This window comes from Devosia sp. 1566 (genome assembly GCF_004005995.1).
GTDB lineage: Bacteria > Pseudomonadota > Alphaproteobacteria > Rhizobiales > Devosiaceae > Devosia.
In genome coordinates, this window is record NZ_CP034767.1 from 1,898,005 (window position 1) to 1,913,527 (window position 15,523).

Genomic DNA, 15,523 nt, shown 5'->3' on the forward strand with positions numbered 1-15,523 from the left:
CCGCCATCTCGTTCCACCTGTCAGTGAACGGTGTCTTTCAGCCCTGGAAAGTCGATCCAGAACTTGGCACCGGCTCCGTCTTCCCGAGTTCCGAACTGAAGAGTCCCGCCTAGTTGACGGGCCAATGCCACGACGACCTTCATGCCCAGCCCACTCGTATTCGCCGGATTGAAGTCCGCGGACAGGCGGTCACCCGAGTTGGCAACCGAAAGCCTATGCCTTCCGGGTGACGGCTCTTTGAAGCTTACCTTGATCTGACCGCCCCCGTGTTTGGTCGCATTGATGACCAGCTCGTTCAGGACCAGGCCCAGAGGTACGAGCAGGTCCGCCGCCAATGAGGCAGGCTGTACATCGACCAGAATGGGCACATCCGCGTTCAACGTACCTTGCAGCTCTGCCATGAGATTTTCAATGTAACCCTTCGCATTCACCGAACCGGCACTCTGGTTCTTGAAGATATGCTGGTGTACCCGGGCCACCGACGCAACTCTCAGAGCCGCCACACGAAGCTGTTCGGCGGCATGCGAGCCCTCCACCTGCCTTGCCTGGAGCTGCAGCATGGATGAAACCAGCTGCAGGCTGTTCATCACGCGATGGTCGATTTCCTGCCCGAGCATGCGAGCTGTCTCGAGTGCGTCGGAAAGCTCTGCAACCGCTTTTCGTGCAGCCAGGCGCAGTTCCATCTGGTCCATGACAACCGAAGCAAGATGACGAAGCTGCTTGATCTGTTCTTCGGTGACCGGGCGTGGCTCGCGATCGATTACGCAGAGCGTGCCAAGTTTGAATCCATCTGCCGTGGTTAGCGGAACGCCTGCGTAGAACCTCAGACCGAACTCTCCGGCGACCAGTGGATTGGCCAGGGAACGAACGTCTGTCGCCGCGTTCTCGAGAACCCAGACCTGATCCTGTACGATCGCCGATGCGCATAGTCCCGGCTCTTTGCCGATCTGCTTGACACCATCAAGCCCGTGATGGGACTTGAACCAGACCCGATCCGTATCGACTAGGCTGATGATCGAGATCGGCACGTTAAACAGGCTAGCTGCAAGCGCGGTGATCCTGTCGAACGAGCCGTCCGGCGGCGTGTCGAGTATGTCGTAGCGCCTCACGGCGGCCAAGCGCGCTGCCTCGGCTTCGGCATCCGTCAAATTCGATTGTGTCGACGACATCGTTCTTCCCGGAGAGGCTAAGAGCATGGTGTAACTCTCAGTCATCCGCGCCCTTGTTCAGTGGCCATTGATATTCACAGCCTACAGCATTTCCGCTTCATCGATAGCATGCCGCTGCTGAGATATCGCTTACGTTATCCCCCCGTCAGCGATCTTGACGGTCAAATTGCCGAGCGGCAGTTTTTGGGATCTAGCTATGTCATATCGAAGGTCTGAATGGGGTCGTTAGCAGCGCCCTACCCCACTTCGTATTGGGGGTGGGTAGCGGACTGGCAGATTCCGGGGGCCACGTTTCAGAAGCTGCCGCTCTATGAGAAGGCCCGGCATACTCGGGCCTTGTGAGACGTGCGCTGGCACAGGCGGAAGTCTCTGCTCTGCACTCCATTTTTGTCCCTGCTTGGAAAAGCCCTGCTCGTCAGCTTGGTCTTGTCCTCGGTTTCTTGACAGGTGCCTTTTTCCGGGAGGCGGCGGCGTTGGCAGGCCTTTATGTTCTGTTCCTCGGCTTTGCATTCTACGGGCCCCCTCTTGGCAGGGGAACCCGATGCAGGTGGGGTTTTTCATCAACCATCTCACATTCATGGCCGGCTTGCTGTTCGCCGCCGTGCATGGACCGGGCGGACGCTGACCCTCGCTTCGCCGGCGTCATGGCGCGCATGGTCAGCTCACGACACGGATAGTCGTTCATCAGGCAAGAGGAGGGCATAATGCTCAGACGCACTTTCCTGTCACTGTCGGCGGCGCTGGTACAGCTCATTGCTGTGCCCACACGAGCCCAATAAGCCGACCAGCCGCACAACGGGCGGCCAGGTCCTGGCAAATGGATGCTACTCCTCCGGGGGTTGCAGTTGCCGACGATACAGGATCCCCCATTCATGCAGCCCGGCGAGGACGGGCTCCAGGGAATGGCCCAGCGGGCTTAGTTCGTATTCGACCCTGGAAGGAACTTCGGCGAAGACGGTCCTGACGACGACTCCGTCCTGCTCCAACTCTCGCAGCTGCAGCGTCAGCATCCTCGGTGTCGATCCGGGGACCAGATGGTGAAGTGCGCCAAAGCGACGTCGTCCGCTCAGCAGTGCATAGAAAATCAGTGGCTTCCACACCCCGCCCACAACGGAAAGGGTTGCCTCTATCGGGCATCCCGTTCTCTGCTCAGACCGCTTCCAGCGCATCGCATTACTTTCAAGAATGGTACTCGCAGCCAAACTTGTGCGTACTTGTTCGTGCCCGCCGCATCACTCAGTTTGCCGACACAGCGGCCAGAGATGGCGGAAATCGGGAGTGCTGCCATATGAGCTTAACCGACGAGAACAAGGCGTTCATCCAGGAAATGATCAGTTCAAAGAGGCGCCTCGAGGACTACCCCGATCGTTTCGACGATGACCTGATCATGCATGAACCAGCGTCCCTGCCCTTCGGGGGGACATATCGGGGATTAGGTGAGTTTCAGAAGTTCTATCCCTCGGTGCGGGCGTTCTATGACTTCGAGCGCTTTGAGCTGCTTGGAGTGTACGGTGATGGGGATATCGTGTTCGCCACCATTCGCGCAGGTCTGGTCGGTTCTGCCGGGACAATCCATTTGGCCGAGCAGTTTCTGTTTGCTGGAAGCAAGCTGGTGGAGGTTCGCTTGCACATTTGCGACGACGGTGCCGCAGCCAAGCGCCTGCGGCGATGAGAGCGGCATTCCGGCTCGGCTCCGGACCGCCCCTTTGGGGTGGGAAACAGTCCGTCCGGTTTGTGATCCGCAAGTTCAGATAGCGGCCATTCCTGATGCGGGCTCGTCGTTTGGATCACCGTGCCTTCGTAGTCTATAAAGACTTCGGGCCGACTCGCTCCTCGAGTTTGGCTGCCGCTTCCTTGCGCTCGCTGTAACGGGAGGTCAGGTAGCTGGAGACGCCGCGGTTGATCAACGTGAACTTCACCAGCTCTTCCATGACGTCCACCACCCTGTCGTAATAGGACGACGGTTTCATGCGGCCGGCTTCGTCAAACTCCTGGAAGGCCTTGGCGACCGAGGACTGGTTCGGGATGGTCACCATCCGCATCCAGCGGCCCAGGATACGCATCTGGTTCACGGCGTTGAATGACTGCGATCCGCCAGAGACCTGCATAACGGCTAGGGTACGACCCTGAGTCGGGCGGATGGCGCCGCCCGGCAGGGGTATCCAGTCGATCTGGGACTTCATTACCGCAGACATGGCTCCGTGCCGTTCCGGCGAAGTCCAAACCTGGCCTTCGGACCACAGCATGGCGTCGCGGAGTTCCTGCACCTTCGGGTGGTTTTCGGGCGCATCGTTGGGCAACGGCAGGCCGTTGGCATGAAAGATGCGGACCTCGGCGCCGAGGGCTTCAAGAAGACGCTGCGCCTCGAAGGTCAGAAGCCTGCTGTAAGACCGCTCCCGCAGTGAGCCATAGAGCATCAGGATGCGCGGCTTGTGGTCCATAACCGGGGCAGTGAGCTTGGAGAATTCCGGCACCTCGAAGGCGCCGCTGGTGATATTTGGCCGATCAGACAAGCCGTTTCCCTTCGGCGTCGATGATGACTTCGCCATCTTCCTTCGTGAACGGGCCGATGTCGGGGTTCTCCAAGATGTCGAGCACGACCTCTGATGGGCGGCAGAGGCGCGTGCCGATCGGCGTCTCCACGAAGGGGCGGTTTAGCAGGATCGGGTTTGCCCCGATGGCATCCAGAAGCTCGTCATCCGTCTTGGCGGGATCGGCCATCCCAAGCTCCTCAAAGGGCGTATCCTTCTTGCGCAAGGCATCTCGCAGCGAGAGACCTGCGGCGGAAACCAGCTCCACGATACGGTCGCGGCTCGGCGGCGTCTTGACGTACTCGACGACAATTGGCTCGACGCCGGACTGGCGGATCATCGCCAGTGTGTTGCGGGACGTTCCGCAATCAGGATTATGATAGATGGTGACGCTCATCCGGTGACCCTCGTTTCGGTGTTGTGACGTACGGCGGGGCCGCGTTCGTACCAGCCTTTGGAGCGGTTCACGATCCAGACGACAGACAGCATGACGGGCACCTCGACCAGGACGCCGACGACCGTCGCCAGGGCTGCACCGGAGTTGAATCCGAACAGGGCAATGGCCGCGGCCACGGCCAGTTCGAAGAAGTTCGATGCACCGATCAGCGCGGAGGGGCCAGCGACGCAGTGCTGTTCTCCGGAGACCCGGTTCAGGTAATAGGCCAGGCCGGAGTTGAAGTAGACCTGGATCAGAATTGGCACCGCCAGCAGCAGGATGACGGTCGGCTGTGCGATGATCTGCTCGCCCTGGAAGCCAAAGAGCATGACCAGGGTCAGCAGCAAGGAGGTGATCGATATAGGCTGCAGGACGGACAGCACCCGGTTCATGGCGTCGATGCCCCCATTGGCCAGCAGCCAGCGTCGATAAAGCTGCGCGGCGATAACCGGCACGACGATGTAGAGTCCGACCGAGAGCAACAAAGTGTCCCATGGCACGGTGATTGCCGACAGTCCCAACAGCAGGCCGACGATGGGAGCAAAGGCGACGACCATGATGGCATCGTTCAGCGCAACCTGAGACAAGGTGAAATGCGGCTCTCCCCGCACCAGGTTCGACCACACGAACACCATGGCTGTGCATGGGGCTGCCGCCAGGATGATCAGACCGGCGATATAGCTATCGATCTGCACCTCAGGCAGCATCGGCCGGAACAGCCAGCCGATGAAGAGCCAGCCGAGCAGAGCCATGGAGAACGGCTTGATGGCCCAGTTGATGAAAACAGTGACGCCCATGCCACGCCAATAAGAGCCGACCTGGCGCAGGCTCATGAAGTCGATGCGGACCAGCATGGGGATGACCATGAGCCAGATCAGCACCGCCATGGGGAGGTTGACCTGGGCGTACTCGAACGAGCCCAGCCCCTGGAACACGGCAGGGAAAAAGTGGCCAGCGGCGATGCCCACAACGATGCAGGTTGCGACCCAAAGCGTGAGGTAGCGTTCGAAGATGGACATGGTTCTACGCGGCCTTCGACGACTTGGTGGTGGTGCCGTCCATTGCTCCGATGCCTTCAAGCCTCGAGTTCAATGCCATGCGATCGATGCTGGCGATCGGCAGGTTGATGAAGGCGCCGATGCGGTTGCAAAGGTACCGCAGGGCATCCCCAAACGCGGCCCGCTGCTTGAACTCGGGGCCGTCAACCGCTGCGGGATCTTCGATGCCCCAGTGGGCGGTCATCGGCTGGCCGGGCCAGATCGGACAGGTCTCGCCGGCGGCGTTGTCGCAAACTGTGAAGATAAAATCCATCTTGGGCGCGCCCGGCACCCTTCGGCGTCGAACCGGCGGAGTATGCCTGGAAGCGGCCGCTGCCTACATGGTTGAGGATAGCCTCGCCCAGGATGGAGCGGGCCGAATTGCCAGTGCAGAGGAATAGGACGTTGTAGACGCGGTCAGACATGGCTCGTCTCCATGGGAGAGCAGCACGGGGTGAATTCGGCGACTAGGGGTTCGCACAGTTCCGGGCGACCCCCGCAACAGTCCTGCACCAGAAAGCTCGCGATCTCGCGCACGCGTTCCACTACGGCGCGGTAGACGATCGAGCGACTATGCCGTTCCGACTCAACAAGCCCAGCTCGCGCCAGAACCGCTAGATGCGACGACATCGTGTTCTGCGGAACTCCCAGGCGCCGCGCGATCTCCCCTGCCGGAAGACCATCCGGCTCGTACTCCATCAAAAGACGGAACGTTTCGAGGCGTGTTGCCTGCGATAAGGCAGAGAAGACGTCGATGGCTGCACGTTGTTCCATATATCTAGCATTATGGATTAACTGGTTCTCCGTCAAGTATACTTACGCCGCGACCCTGGTGCGGAAACATTTGGACTGATGTGTTGGCTATCTCGTCGCGGCCTTGACCGTGCTGGTGCATGGGCTCAGGCTGATCCGCGCCATTGGCGCCATTTCTGCTGATCGGAGCAATGCATGAACTGGACCGGAATGTTCTTCCAGGACTGGCAAGGGCTCATTCGCACCTTGGTCGTCGGTGTGCTGGCCTATGGTACGATTGTGCTGTTCCTGCGCATCTCGGGCAAGCGAACGCTGGCTAAGCTCAACGCCTTCGACCTTGTCGTTACCGTTGCACTCGGCTCAACGCTGTCTGCCATTCTGCTCCAAGAGTCCATTGCCCTGGCAGAGGGTGCCTTGGCTCTGGGGCTGTTGATCCTCATGCAGTTCCTGGTTACCTTTGCCTCCGTCCGGTGGCGACCTTTTGCCAAGGTGGTCCGCTCCGAGCCGACGCTGCTGGCCCGAGACGGAGCCTTTTGTTCTAGGGCAATGAAGCGCGAACGGGTGACCGAAGACGAAGCGCTCAGCGCCATCCGCTCATCGGGGGCCAGGGGCATCGCCGAGGTCGAGTATCTAGTGCTGGAGAGCGACGGCACGATAAGTGCCTCATTGCGCTCGGCCGCCGCCAAGGATCCTGCATGAGTCAGGTTTCGTTCTATCTCCGGCGCTTGCTGCGCAAAATGTGGTTCTTGCCAGCAGTATTTTCCGCGCTCGCCGTGCTCACGATCCTGGCAGCGTTTTATCTGGCGCGCTGGGCACCCGAGGAGCTGCCCTTCACCATCACCCAACAAGCTGTGCAATCCATACTGGAAATCCTTGCGACCAGTCTGTTGACGGTGTCGGTGTTTGCGCTTTCCACGCTGGTTGCTGCGTTGTCGTCGGCTTCTGCATCTACCACGCCGCGCGCTGCTCAGCTCATCGTGGGAGATCGATCTGCCCAAACCTCCATATCCCTTTTTATCGGTGCATTTCTGTTTTCCATCCTGGCGATCCTTGGGCTATCGGCAGGTATCTATGGCTCGGCGAGCCGAATGCTCCTGTTTTCCGTCACCTTGGGCGTTGTTGCACTGGTGGTTGTGGCCCTTATTCGATGGATAGCTCAAATCTCGGACATTGGGCGAGTGGGACATACAATCGATCGGGTCGAGACTGCCACGGCTCATGCACTGCGCACCCTTGAGGAACATCCACTGTTCGACTGCCGCTTATTGGAAGGAGAGCCTGAAGGGGTACCAGTCAGCACTGACAAGCTCGGATACATCCAGCACTTCGACGCAAAACGGCTGCAAACGCTCGCTGTCGAGCATGATCTTCAGATTGCTGTCACTGCACGTCCGGGATCGTATGTGTCAGCGGCACGGCCGCTCATGATGGTGGAAGGTGAACTCAACGATAAGCTCACAGCGGAACTGATCAGAGCTTTTGTTGTAGGCGGTCAGCGGAGCTTCGACAGCGACCCGCGGTTCGGCCTGGTAGTTCTTGCCGAAATCGCGGATCGGGCGCTTTCGCCAGGGGTGAATGATCCCGGCACAGCGATCGATGTGATTGGGACACTCACAAGACTTTTGTCCAGCTGGCAGCCCAGCACCCCGACTGATCCTGAAAACGACCGGGTTGTCGTCCCGCCACTCGCCCCTCAAGATCTCCTGGAAGATGCCTTCCGTCCCATAGCACGCGACGGGGCCGGCATTATCGAAGTGGTGCTGCGTCTTTTGCACAGCTTGGAGATCGTGGCCGAATTGAACCCGGAACTACGCAAAGCCGCGCTCACCACTGCCCTGGATGCTGCAGGCCGCGCCCAACAAACACTTAAGGCGCCAGGCGATTTGCATGCTTTGCATGCTGCTGCCCATTTCACCCAGAGCGCCTAGGCAGTGCTGAACAGGCGAACCCAGGGCCCTTGAGCTCGCAGTAAGGAGTTTTGACCACCAGAGTGTTCGAGGGTGCATGTATGCCTTGCCAGGGGCGCAAAGCGGTAATGTCCGGCCCCCCCCTGATGAAGCGAAAGCACTGGAACGACCCAAATATGAGGCCGGCGAAAAACGCGGCGGTGACTGCCCTAACAGCAACCGAACTCGCACCGGCATTGGTCATCCGCCAGCCAATTGTGGTGCTGAGCGCACCATCGGCAAGCATCAGTATGGCGACACTGGCAAGCACCGGCAGGATAGGACGGATGGATAGCAGCATGCTACCCTCTGCGCTTGTACCGACCTTAAGGTTGCCGGTGCATCCGTGCGGGCCGAGTCTGGGCCGGCTTGCATGCCAGCCCAGTTGCGGTGTTCAGCCTTGTGCTACGAAGCGGCAGACCGCGCTTGTTCAATCCAGCCATCGACCAGATCGCGGTTGTTTGCAATCCATTCTGCAGCCTGCTGCTGGATATCTTGGGTGCTGCCGGCTCCGCTGTTCATCGCGGCGTTCTGCTCAAAGATCGCAGGGAGCGGGATGGCGGCAACTTCCAGCAGCTTTGCGGCAGCCGGATTGTCCTGGAGAAAGGCGCTATTAGCCACCGGCACGATGTCGTTTGCCGGAAAGCCGAGTGTGCACGGATCCGCCACACAGCCTTCAACACCCGCGATCACCGCGGCGTCGGCCAGATCGGCCATGTCCTCTGGCAGGTCCACTTCCGGAACCTCGATCCACATGACATCCTCGCCTGGGACGAGTTCATTGACGGTCCAGTTGGGTGTCCAGGTGTAGAAGAGGATCGGCTCGCCAGCCTGGTGAGCGGCAACAGCATCAGCCATGGAGGCTGAATAAGCAGCTTTGATCGGGTTGATGTGCTCGCGCAGTTCATAGGCATCGAGATGGTGTTCGATATTGATCTCGCAGCCCCAGCCCGGCGGGCAAGCCACGAGATCGGCCTTGCCGTCGCCGTTCCGATCGAAGGCTTCCTGCACTTCGGGCCGCTTGAAGTCGTCCAAGGTCCTGATGCCGAACTTCTCGACCGAAGCCTTGTCGACCAGGTAACCTTCGAGTGCTCCTGCCTTGGCTACAGCGCCAACGATTTCTGCCTGGCCCTCAAAGGCAGGGCGGTAGGTGTTGTGCAGCGGGAACCAGCCGTTGACCCAAAGATCGACATCACCCTGAGCGACAGCTTGATAAAAGGGTGGATTGTCGAGCGTGGTTGGCCCTTCAACCTTGTAGCCCAGTTCTCCGAGCAGTTGCTTGTAGATCTCGGCGTGGAACCAGCCAGTGTCCCAGGTGGCTTGCGCCATGTTGACGGTCTTGCCTTCGCCCGGGTTGTCCTGGGCGATAGCGGGGGCAGCTACGATAAGCGTGGAAAGTGCGACGGCAGTCAGCGTCTGGGTGAGTCTGAACATTGGATCAGCTCCCTTTTTGGCGTTGGAAGACAGATGCGGACGCGCCAACGTCCGCTCGAGAGGGCACCAGAACGGCGCCCGGGAAGGCTCAGACGGCCTTCCGGGTTTCCCCGGAGGACACAGGTGTCCCCCGGCGGAAGAAGGAAAGAAGTGTCTGGCGAAGCGAGACGGTGCGGAAGCCCTGAGACTCACCTAGTGCTTGAGTGATGCGGTCGAGGATAATGGCGAGCAGCACGATGGCCAACCCACCGGCCGTGGCGCCGCCGACATCGAGGCGTCCAAGTCCGGTATAGACGGTGAGACCGAGCCCGCCTGCGCCAATCATGGAGGTAATGACCACCATGGACAGCGCCAGCATCAGCGTCTGATTAAGACCAGCCATAATCGTGCGCAGCGCCAAAGGCAGCTGCACGCTGATCAGCATCTGCCACGGGGTGGAGCCGAAGGCCTCGGCTGCCTCGATCAGATCGCCACGCACATTGCGGATGCCTAGATTGGTCAGCCGTACGATAGGCGGCAAGGCAAAGATGATGGTGGCGACGATGCCTGGAGCCATGCCCACGCCAAACAGCATGACTATGGGCACCAGATACACAAAGGACGGAATGGTTTGCATGATGTCGAGCACTGGCCGCACGACCGTCAGCACACGATCGCTGCGTGCGGCGGCAATGCCCATGGGAATGCCCAAGACGACGCAGAACAGTACCGAGGTTACAATCATCGAGAGCGTTGTCATGGTTTCGGGCCATAGCCCGATAAGGTCGATAAACAGCAGGGCGAGCAGAGTGAAGATCGCCATGCCCCGTCCAACAAGGCGCCAGGCAACGAACGCGAGCACAGCGGTGAACGCCATCATGGGCACGGTGTTGAAGAAGGTGTCGAGCCAATCGAGAATAAGGGTAACAGGCACCTGCAACGCCCGAAAGAACGGCCGGAAGTTCGGCACGAGCCACTCGCGGACCAGCACGTTGATCCAGTCGGAGAACGGCAACAGGAAGAAATCGGAAGGACTTAACATGAAACTCCTCAGGGCTTCGCCGCCGCGGCAGCATCCACAGATGCAGCCGGCTCACCGGAAAGCTGCGCCAGCACCGCTCCAGGCTCCACCACCCCGAGCAGGCGGTTGTTGTCATCGGTAACGGCAATAGGCAGGCCATTGCTGGCTGGGGCATAAAGCTCGCTCAGCGCCGTGTCGGCATCCACTGTCTGGAAATCTGAACTGACCACATCGGCAAGGGTTACGCCGTCCGTCCGAACGGCAGCGGCGGCGTCCTGGTAGGTCACAACCCCGGCAATGTCCTCGCCGTTCATCACGTACAGTGCGTTGCGCTGCACATCTTCCATGCTCTGGACAGCCGTTTCGGCCGTGTCGGTACCCAACTGAAGGAATACCGGTTGCTCGGCCACTGACTCGGCTGTGAAGACCTTGCCCCGATCGATATCGGCGACAAAGGCGGCGACGTAATCGTCCGCCGGATGGTCCACGATCTCCTGGGCGGTGCCGACTTGCACCAGTTTGCCGTCCTTCATGATGGCAATCTGATCACCGAGGAGCAGCGCTTCATTGAGGTCATGAGTGATGAACACGATCGTTTTGCGGAGCGCCTTCTGCAGGCGCAGCAACTCGTCCTGCACTTCTCGGCGTATCAAGGGGTCCAGCGCACCGAAAGGCTCGTCCATCAACAGCACTTCCGGGTCGGTCGCGAGCGCCCGAGCGAGACCGACCCGCTGCTGCATACCGCCTGAGAGTTCATCCGGAGCGCTGTCGGTGTAGGCGCCGAGCCCAACCTGCTCCAGAGCGATCTGTGCTCTCTTCCGGCGCTCAGAAGTGCCCACGCCCTTGATCTTCAAACCATATGCCGCGTTGTCTGCAACGCTCAAATGGGGAAACAGCGCGAAGTGCTGGAACACCATGGCGATCTTGTTGCGCCGCACCGCCCGCAGCGTCTGCGGTGAACACGAGGCAATGTCTTCGCTATCCACAAGGATCTCCCCGGCCGTGGGCCGGATGAGTCCGTTGAGCATTCGCACCAGCGTGGACTTGCCGGAGCCGGAAAGCCCCATCACCACGAAGATCTGCCCCTCAGGCACTTCGAAGCTGACATTGTTCACGCCAACCGTGCTGCCGGTGGCCTCAAAGATTGCGTCCTTGCTTTCGCCAGCTTGCATGCGAGCTCTCGCGGCTTCCGGCGCCTTGCCGAAAATCTTGGTAAGGTTTTTTATCTTTAACTTGGCTGTCATGTAATCCAAAAGAGGAAACGCGCTGAATTTTCTGCGCGCTCACTAATATACCATAAGTTTTACAGTGTTTCGAAATAGACCCTACGCCCATGCTGGCAGCAAGGGCGTAGTCAATCCGTATGTCGGTAATTCGAATGCGCGAAACTTATTGCACTTGGCTGGGCAGTTCAACCCTTCGTGGCAATTTTCTGACTTTCCAGAGGCATCGAGGCAACTGCTTGATCATCTATCCCGTTCAATGGACTAAGGTAATCAGCGGCTGAAGTGATAACTGCTTTGCTCGCCCCTGGCAGGGCGCTGGATTAGAGTCGGGGTCTTGCTTTCCTGACGTCGCGGGATGACACAACCAGGAGAAAGTACATGGAAAAAATCATCAACACCTACGAAGCGTCAGCGGCGAATGGCGCTTCGGTCACGGTTTATGAGGTTCAGGACATGGAAATGCAGGCACCATGGCACACCCCAACCAGAAGGAACCCGGCATCAGGCGCATGCAACTCTCCGACGGTCGAGTGCTGACGATGGTAGGGGATCGGGAGTTCAAAATTGCCGGTACTGACGAGGTATTCTTGCTGGACCGACCCTATGCGCCCTGATGATCGGCCAAAAATGGCCGGCAATGGCTGCAAGAGGGGCCGAAGGACTAACTTCAGGACTGTGCGGCGTAGAGGTCCACGACCCACGGCGTGAAATCATCCTTTAGGCACCAGACCTTGGCTCTTGCTACTCGGCGATGTAGGGAGAGCGGCTCGGCAAGGATCTCACCACCCAGGCCCGCTCCCGGAGCGCGCCGAGATCGACATGGAGCGCCCCTGCGAACAGGAGAAACGCCAGCATGCCTTCGAGCACGATCTGCTTGCTTTTGACCCGAGGGCTACCCAGCTGCGCGGCGATCTAGCCTTAGCCCGGGCAGAAGGACAGGGCGCCCAGATCAATGCAGTGCACATGATGGCCGCGAAGCACCCAAGAGCAGCTGCGGCACCTGACAGCTGCCAAAGTGTTCCGAAAAGTGGCGCCCCGCCCGTTTGCCCAAGGGCAAGCATTAGGAATGGCAGCCCCAGACCAAATGCCGGGCGGTCGGCATAAAGCTCTATCCCCCACAAGACACCGTTCAATGCTCTTTGGCCGGCAACACGGAGCCTGCTTCCCAAAGTTAGGATCGTTGTCGATGAGCTGGTACGGCGGGCTGAACGCCGGGAGCTGTAGTCGCAAGCGTTCATGTCTTTTGGGGGGTGGTTTTCTGCCAGTCTGCAAATGGGTGATGCTCAGACTAAGCGGACAACACCCGCCGGCACCACGACCGGACGGCGGGATCGTCGTGCGCAAAGCACCAGCAACTGGCTATCCATCGCTTGGCACTCAGATAGTCGCTATCCAAGCCCTCGGACCTAAGCCATTCGAGAGCCAAGCCTCTGTCATCTTCGGATGCCAACGGAGAAAGTTCGTGGTCGAGATAAGCGACTGCCGACCAAACATCGAGACGCCTGTCCGCCATCCTGGATGAGGGGCCGAAGTCGATTATGGCGCTGACACTGCCCGCCAACACGTTGTCAGGGAAGATATCGAAGTGCACCAAGGAAGGGGTCGAGCAGTCCGGCATTTCTCCGGGCTCCACCATGACAAGTTCGGCCAAAGGCCCACCGACGAGCTGGACGCTGCGCAACTTTTCAATGAGGTACTCGCTGTAGGTGGTGGAACGAATGCCGGGCGGCACAAAAATATCGCCCCAGAAGGGCATGTGGATTTGGATGTCGCCTATCGATGCCGCTGCGTCCAAATAGCTGCAAACCAGGCGATCGCGAGATCGACCTTGAGTAGTCTTCAAGGTCTCGGTCAGCGTTATGCCGGTCAGCCTTTCCTCGATCACCGCCACGCGCCCGCCGACGTTGAAGATGTCGATCACTTTGGGTGTTCTGAAGGCTGCCGCCGTGTGCGCAGCGGAAATCTTCTGCAAGAGTTCTGCACGCGTCCGCTGAGCGCCTGCTTGCCCGCCGGGCCGCACCAATCTCAGAACTCGATCACCGCCGATGTCGAACACCCGCGCGTCGCTACCCTCACCGATAAGAGGAACGCCTCCCCATCTGAGGTGCGACAGCACTTGTTCGTCGGACCACTGGTTCTGCATCGGTGAGCTTTCCCACTGCAAGGAGGCTGCAACAGGTGGGTCTCGGAGCTGCGTGGTCAATCGTTACGTGTGGAGTGGCCGCTTCCTTGCTCACCCCTAAGATCTACAACCAGGTGGCATTCTCCGCGGGACGTGGCCCCGGACGGCAGGCGGACCTCTCAACGACCACTTATGAAAAGTGGCGGAGGGGATGGGCCTACCGTCGAACCTTCTCCACCAGCGGAAGCCGCCGACGGCCCGTGCAAGCACTGTGGGCGTGGGCGCCTGCCGTCTCAGTCGCGAAAATCTTCCTTGAACCTGTCGATCTGGTGCATGCGCTCATGCAGAATCGCGACGATACCGATATCGCCGTCGGACAGTCGGCGCCAATAAACGAAGTGGTGCTCGTACCGGAAGAAGAACCCTTCGACGCCGAACTCTGCCGGGATGGGCTTTGAGGCGACGCCATGCGCCTCGATCCGTTCGAACGCTTGGAACATGCCGGTAATGTAGCGATCGGCCTGAACCTCGCCCCATCGGTCGCGCGTATAGCGGTAGATGTCATCGAGGCGGAGTGATGCCGCCTCCTGAACCCGGATCGCCATCCGGTCAGGCCCGGTTGCGAGCGATGACTTCGGCCGCTGTCAGCTGCCCGTAGCTGGTCTCGGGCGCGGCGAATGCGCGGGTCAGCTCGGCCTTCAGCCGGTCGAAAGCCTCCTGCTCGGCCCGCTCCTTGTCTCGCCGGATCAGGTCACGGACATATTCGCTGATGTTCTCGTAGGAGCCGTTCTCGCCGACATTGGCCGCGACGAAATCGCTGAGCGCACCGCTCAGACGTACGGTCATGGTCGTCGTGGTCGTAGTGCGGGACATGGAAGGCTCCTCATGCTTGGCGTGTATTCAATATAACCAAAAAACACGACACATCAAGGAAGGCGGCGGCCCAGTTTGGGCTCCGCGCCGTGGCCGGACCCCAGGCCACCTCAAATCTGGATTCGATAGTGAACTAACTTCCACCGTCTGCCGGCCGCGTAGCTACATCTGTTGTCAGACATGTCTGCTTTTCGGAATTTGCATAAGTCCATTTATCGGCTGGAATGGGGTCGACTGCGGACCATCAGTTTCAGCGATAAGCGAACCAGCAGGACTATGAGCCTAGCCAGGGAGCTGCCACCTAAGAACAGGCAGGCGAGCTTGCAAAGCCACAGACGTTCAGCCCCAAGTCGAGACGCGGTCGCCTTGGTTCACCAGAGGCGAACTGCCCGAACGCTCGTGAAGTCTAGGGCTGAAGGTCGGTCACTGCGCGATTGGTGCCGTCCATGGCCAGTGGAAAGCTGAGGTGATCATGCACGATCTTCCACAATCCTGCTGTTCGCTGCAACACAACGGTTCGTCGGCTCCAGGAATCGACCTCGGTCCCGTCAACCTTCGTTCCCACCATACGAGATAGCCCGAAAACAACCGCCAGGTCGCCATCGATCATGACTTTAGGATGGTGCAATCGAACTGACACGCCGTTGCGCCACGTGTCCAACCAGACCATCAATTCTCCGACGTTGCGAGCTGCTTCGCCTCGATAGACGAGAGGGGGTGGTAGATCGAAAACTACGACGTCCGCTGACATGGCATCTACATTCCCCTGCGCATCGCCTTTCTCGGTGGCTTCTTCCTGCGCTCGGATGGTGGCTAAAATTCCGCTCTCGATCATCACCGTTCCTCAAGGTTGCCTGGAATGACGAACGAGCATCCGTCCAATCGACATCACAGCGGGTCGGTATCTATGAAGCAGCCGGCTAACCCATGACTGCTTTCGGAGACTTGAGAATTTTGAATCATCGACCGAAACGGGGTCGGCAGCGGCCGGACTTC

General features: G+C 59.4%; 17 protein-coding genes and 2 pseudogenes. 5 read left to right on the top strand and 14 right to left on the bottom strand.

The window, feature by feature from the left end:
- Positions 1-20 precede the first annotated feature (20 nt).
- Entirely contained in the window at positions 21-1,169 is a 1,149-nt protein-coding gene (locus ELX51_RS09230) for a histidine kinase dimerization/phosphoacceptor domain -containing protein (protein ID WP_127753244.1), read from the bottom strand.
- Positions 1,170-1,585: 416 nt separating this feature from the next.
- On the opposite strand from ELX51_RS09230, the pseudogene ELX51_RS20300 reads away from it, so the two are divergent.
- Positions 1,586-1,794: pseudogene (locus ELX51_RS20300) on the top strand (DoxX family protein); the annotation flags it as partial.
- 199 nt (positions 1,795-1,993) lie between these two features.
- On the opposite strand, the gene ELX51_RS09240 reads toward ELX51_RS20300, so the two are convergent.
- Positions 1,994-2,338, bottom strand: coding sequence for a helix-turn-helix domain-containing protein (locus ELX51_RS09240; protein WP_127755232.1), 345 nt, complete (start codon positions 2,336-2,338; stop codon positions 1,994-1,996).
- Between the two features lie 119 nt (positions 2,339-2,457).
- On the opposite strand from ELX51_RS09240, the gene ELX51_RS09245 reads away from it, so the two are divergent.
- Positions 2,458-2,841 (top strand): nuclear transport factor 2 family protein, encoded by a 384-nt coding sequence (locus tag ELX51_RS09245; protein ID WP_127753245.1) that lies wholly within the window; start codon positions 2,458-2,460, stop codon positions 2,839-2,841.
- A gap of 133 nt (positions 2,842-2,974) precedes the next feature.
- Here ELX51_RS09245 and arsH read toward each other — a convergent pair whose 3' ends face one another.
- The 5 genes and pseudogenes from arsH to ELX51_RS09270 form a co-directional block, all read right to left on the bottom strand.
- On the bottom strand, positions 2,975-3,718 hold the full coding sequence (gene arsH, locus ELX51_RS09250) for an arsenical resistance protein ArsH (RefSeq protein WP_127751699.1): 744 nt from the start codon (positions 3,716-3,718) through the stop codon (positions 2,975-2,977).
- The gene (gene arsC, locus ELX51_RS09255; RefSeq protein WP_127751700.1) at positions 3,675-4,097 is read right to left on the bottom strand and encodes an arsenate reductase (glutaredoxin); all 423 of its coding nucleotides are present in this window, start codon (positions 4,095-4,097) and stop codon (positions 3,675-3,677) included. Before arsC ends, arsH begins: the two co-directional genes overlap by 44 nt.
- Entirely contained in the window at positions 4,094-5,155 is a 1,062-nt protein-coding gene (gene arsB / locus ELX51_RS09260) for an ACR3 family arsenite efflux transporter (RefSeq protein ID WP_127751701.1), read from the bottom strand. Before arsB ends, arsC begins: the two co-directional genes overlap by 4 nt.
- A gap of 4 nt (positions 5,156-5,159) precedes the next feature.
- A pseudogene (locus ELX51_RS09265) lies at positions 5,160-5,598 on the bottom strand (arsenate reductase ArsC).
- The gene (locus ELX51_RS09270) at positions 5,591-5,947 is read right to left on the bottom strand and encodes a metalloregulator ArsR/SmtB family transcription factor (RefSeq protein WP_127751702.1); all 357 of its coding nucleotides are present in this window, start codon (positions 5,945-5,947) and stop codon (positions 5,591-5,593) included. Before ELX51_RS09270 ends, ELX51_RS09265 begins: the two are co-directional and overlap by 8 nt.
- A 174-nt stretch (positions 5,948-6,121) precedes the next feature.
- Between ELX51_RS09270 and ELX51_RS09275 the strand changes: the two genes are divergently transcribed.
- Both ELX51_RS09275 and ELX51_RS09280 read left to right on the top strand, forming a co-directional pair.
- On the top strand, positions 6,122-6,625 hold the full coding sequence (locus ELX51_RS09275; RefSeq protein ID WP_248305207.1) for a YetF domain-containing protein: 504 nt from the start codon (positions 6,122-6,124) through the stop codon (positions 6,623-6,625).
- Entirely contained in the window at positions 6,622-7,854 is a 1,233-nt protein-coding gene (locus tag ELX51_RS09280) for a DUF2254 domain-containing protein (RefSeq protein ID WP_127753246.1), read from the top strand. The genes ELX51_RS09275 and ELX51_RS09280 overlap by 4 nt, the downstream gene beginning before the upstream one ends.
- Positions 7,855-8,277: 423 nt before the next feature.
- Here ELX51_RS09280 and proX read toward each other — a convergent pair whose 3' ends face one another.
- The 3 genes from proX to ELX51_RS09295 form a co-directional block, all read right to left on the bottom strand.
- A complete protein-coding gene (gene proX, locus ELX51_RS09285; protein WP_127753247.1) occupies positions 8,278-9,306 on the bottom strand; it encodes a glycine betaine/L-proline ABC transporter substrate-binding protein ProX in 1,029 nt (342 codons plus the stop codon).
- Positions 9,307-9,394: 88 nt separating this feature from the next.
- Entirely contained in the window at positions 9,395-10,327 is a 933-nt protein-coding gene (locus ELX51_RS09290) for a proline/glycine betaine ABC transporter permease (RefSeq protein WP_127753248.1), read from the bottom strand.
- An 8-nt stretch (positions 10,328-10,335) separates the two neighbouring features.
- Positions 10,336-11,478 (bottom strand): glycine betaine/L-proline ABC transporter ATP-binding protein, encoded by a 1,143-nt coding sequence (locus tag ELX51_RS09295; protein ID WP_248305298.1) that lies wholly within the window; start codon positions 11,476-11,478, stop codon positions 10,336-10,338.
- 432 nt (positions 11,479-11,910) lie between these two features.
- On the opposite strand from ELX51_RS09295, the gene ELX51_RS20010 reads away from it, so the two are divergent.
- A complete protein-coding gene (locus tag ELX51_RS20010) occupies positions 11,911-12,069 on the top strand; it encodes a hypothetical protein (RefSeq protein ID WP_164854817.1) in 159 nt (52 codons plus the stop codon).
- 751 nt (positions 12,070-12,820) lie between these two features.
- Here the strand turns inward: ELX51_RS20010 and ELX51_RS09300 are convergent.
- The 4 genes from ELX51_RS09300 to ELX51_RS09315 form a co-directional block, all read right to left on the bottom strand.
- Positions 12,821-13,675: an aminoglycoside phosphotransferase family protein gene (locus ELX51_RS09300; protein ID WP_127753250.1), complete on the bottom strand. Its 855-nt coding sequence runs from the start codon at positions 13,673-13,675 to the stop codon at positions 12,821-12,823.
- Positions 13,676-13,947: 272 nt separating this feature from the next.
- Positions 13,948-14,259, bottom strand: coding sequence for a type II toxin-antitoxin system RelE/ParE family toxin (locus ELX51_RS09305; protein WP_127753251.1), 312 nt, complete (start codon positions 14,257-14,259; stop codon positions 13,948-13,950).
- Positions 14,260-14,263: 4 nt separating this feature from the next.
- The gene (locus ELX51_RS09310; RefSeq protein WP_127753252.1) at positions 14,264-14,527 is read right to left on the bottom strand and encodes an addiction module antitoxin; all 264 of its coding nucleotides are present in this window, start codon (positions 14,525-14,527) and stop codon (positions 14,264-14,266) included.
- 406 nt (positions 14,528-14,933) lie between these two features.
- Entirely contained in the window at positions 14,934-15,362 is a 429-nt protein-coding gene (locus ELX51_RS09315) for a nuclear transport factor 2 family protein (protein WP_127753253.1), read from the bottom strand.
- Positions 15,363-15,523 lie beyond the last annotated feature (161 nt).

Bases quoted from the DNA above. Each gene is read 5' to 3' on its own strand.
- ELX51_RS09280 (WP_127753246.1), top strand. From the start codon at position 6,622: ATGAGTCAGGTTTCGTTCTATCTCCGGCGCTTGCTGCGCAAAATGTGG.
- ELX51_RS09305 (WP_127753251.1), bottom strand. From the start codon at position 14,259: ATGGCGATCCGGGTTCAGGAGGCGGCATCACTCCGCCTCGATGACATC.
- ELX51_RS09315 (WP_127753253.1), bottom strand. From the start codon at position 15,362: ATGATCGAGAGCGGAATTTTAGCCACCATCCGAGCGCAGGAAGAAGCC.
- ELX51_RS20010 (WP_164854817.1), top strand. From the start codon at position 11,911: ATGGAAAAAATCATCAACACCTACGAAGCGTCAGCGGCGAATGGCGCT.
- ELX51_RS09300 (WP_127753250.1), bottom strand. From the start codon at position 13,675: ATGCAGAACCAGTGGTCCGACGAACAAGTGCTGTCGCACCTCAGATGG.
- proX (WP_127753247.1), bottom strand. From the start codon at position 9,306: ATGTTCAGACTCACCCAGACGCTGACTGCCGTCGCACTTTCCACGCTT.
- ELX51_RS09295 (WP_248305298.1), bottom strand. From the start codon at position 11,478: ATGCAAGCTGGCGAAAGCAAGGACGCAATCTTTGAGGCCACCGGCAGC.
- ELX51_RS09310 (WP_127753252.1), bottom strand. From the start codon at position 14,527: ATGTCCCGCACTACGACCACGACGACCATGACCGTACGTCTGAGCGGT.
- ELX51_RS09230 (WP_127753244.1), bottom strand. From the start codon at position 1,169: ATGTCGTCGACACAATCGAATTTGACGGATGCCGAAGCCGAGGCAGCG.
- ELX51_RS09290 (WP_127753248.1), bottom strand. From the start codon at position 10,327: ATGTTAAGTCCTTCCGATTTCTTCCTGTTGCCGTTCTCCGACTGGATC.
- ELX51_RS09275 (WP_248305207.1), top strand. From the start codon at position 6,122: ATGAACTGGACCGGAATGTTCTTCCAGGACTGGCAAGGGCTCATTCGC.
- arsC (WP_127751700.1), bottom strand. From the start codon at position 4,097: ATGAGCGTCACCATCTATCATAATCCTGATTGCGGAACGTCCCGCAAC.
- arsB (WP_127751701.1), bottom strand. From the start codon at position 5,155: ATGTCCATCTTCGAACGCTACCTCACGCTTTGGGTCGCAACCTGCATC.
- ELX51_RS09270 (WP_127751702.1), bottom strand. From the start codon at position 5,947: ATGGAACAACGTGCAGCCATCGACGTCTTCTCTGCCTTATCGCAGGCA.
- arsH (WP_127751699.1), bottom strand. From the start codon at position 3,718: ATGGCGAAGTCATCATCGACGCCGAAGGGAAACGGCTTGTCTGATCGG.
- ELX51_RS09245 (WP_127753245.1), top strand. From the start codon at position 2,458: ATGAGCTTAACCGACGAGAACAAGGCGTTCATCCAGGAAATGATCAGT.
- ELX51_RS09240 (WP_127755232.1), bottom strand. From the start codon at position 2,338: ATGCGCTGGAAGCGGTCTGAGCAGAGAACGGGATGCCCGATAGAGGCA.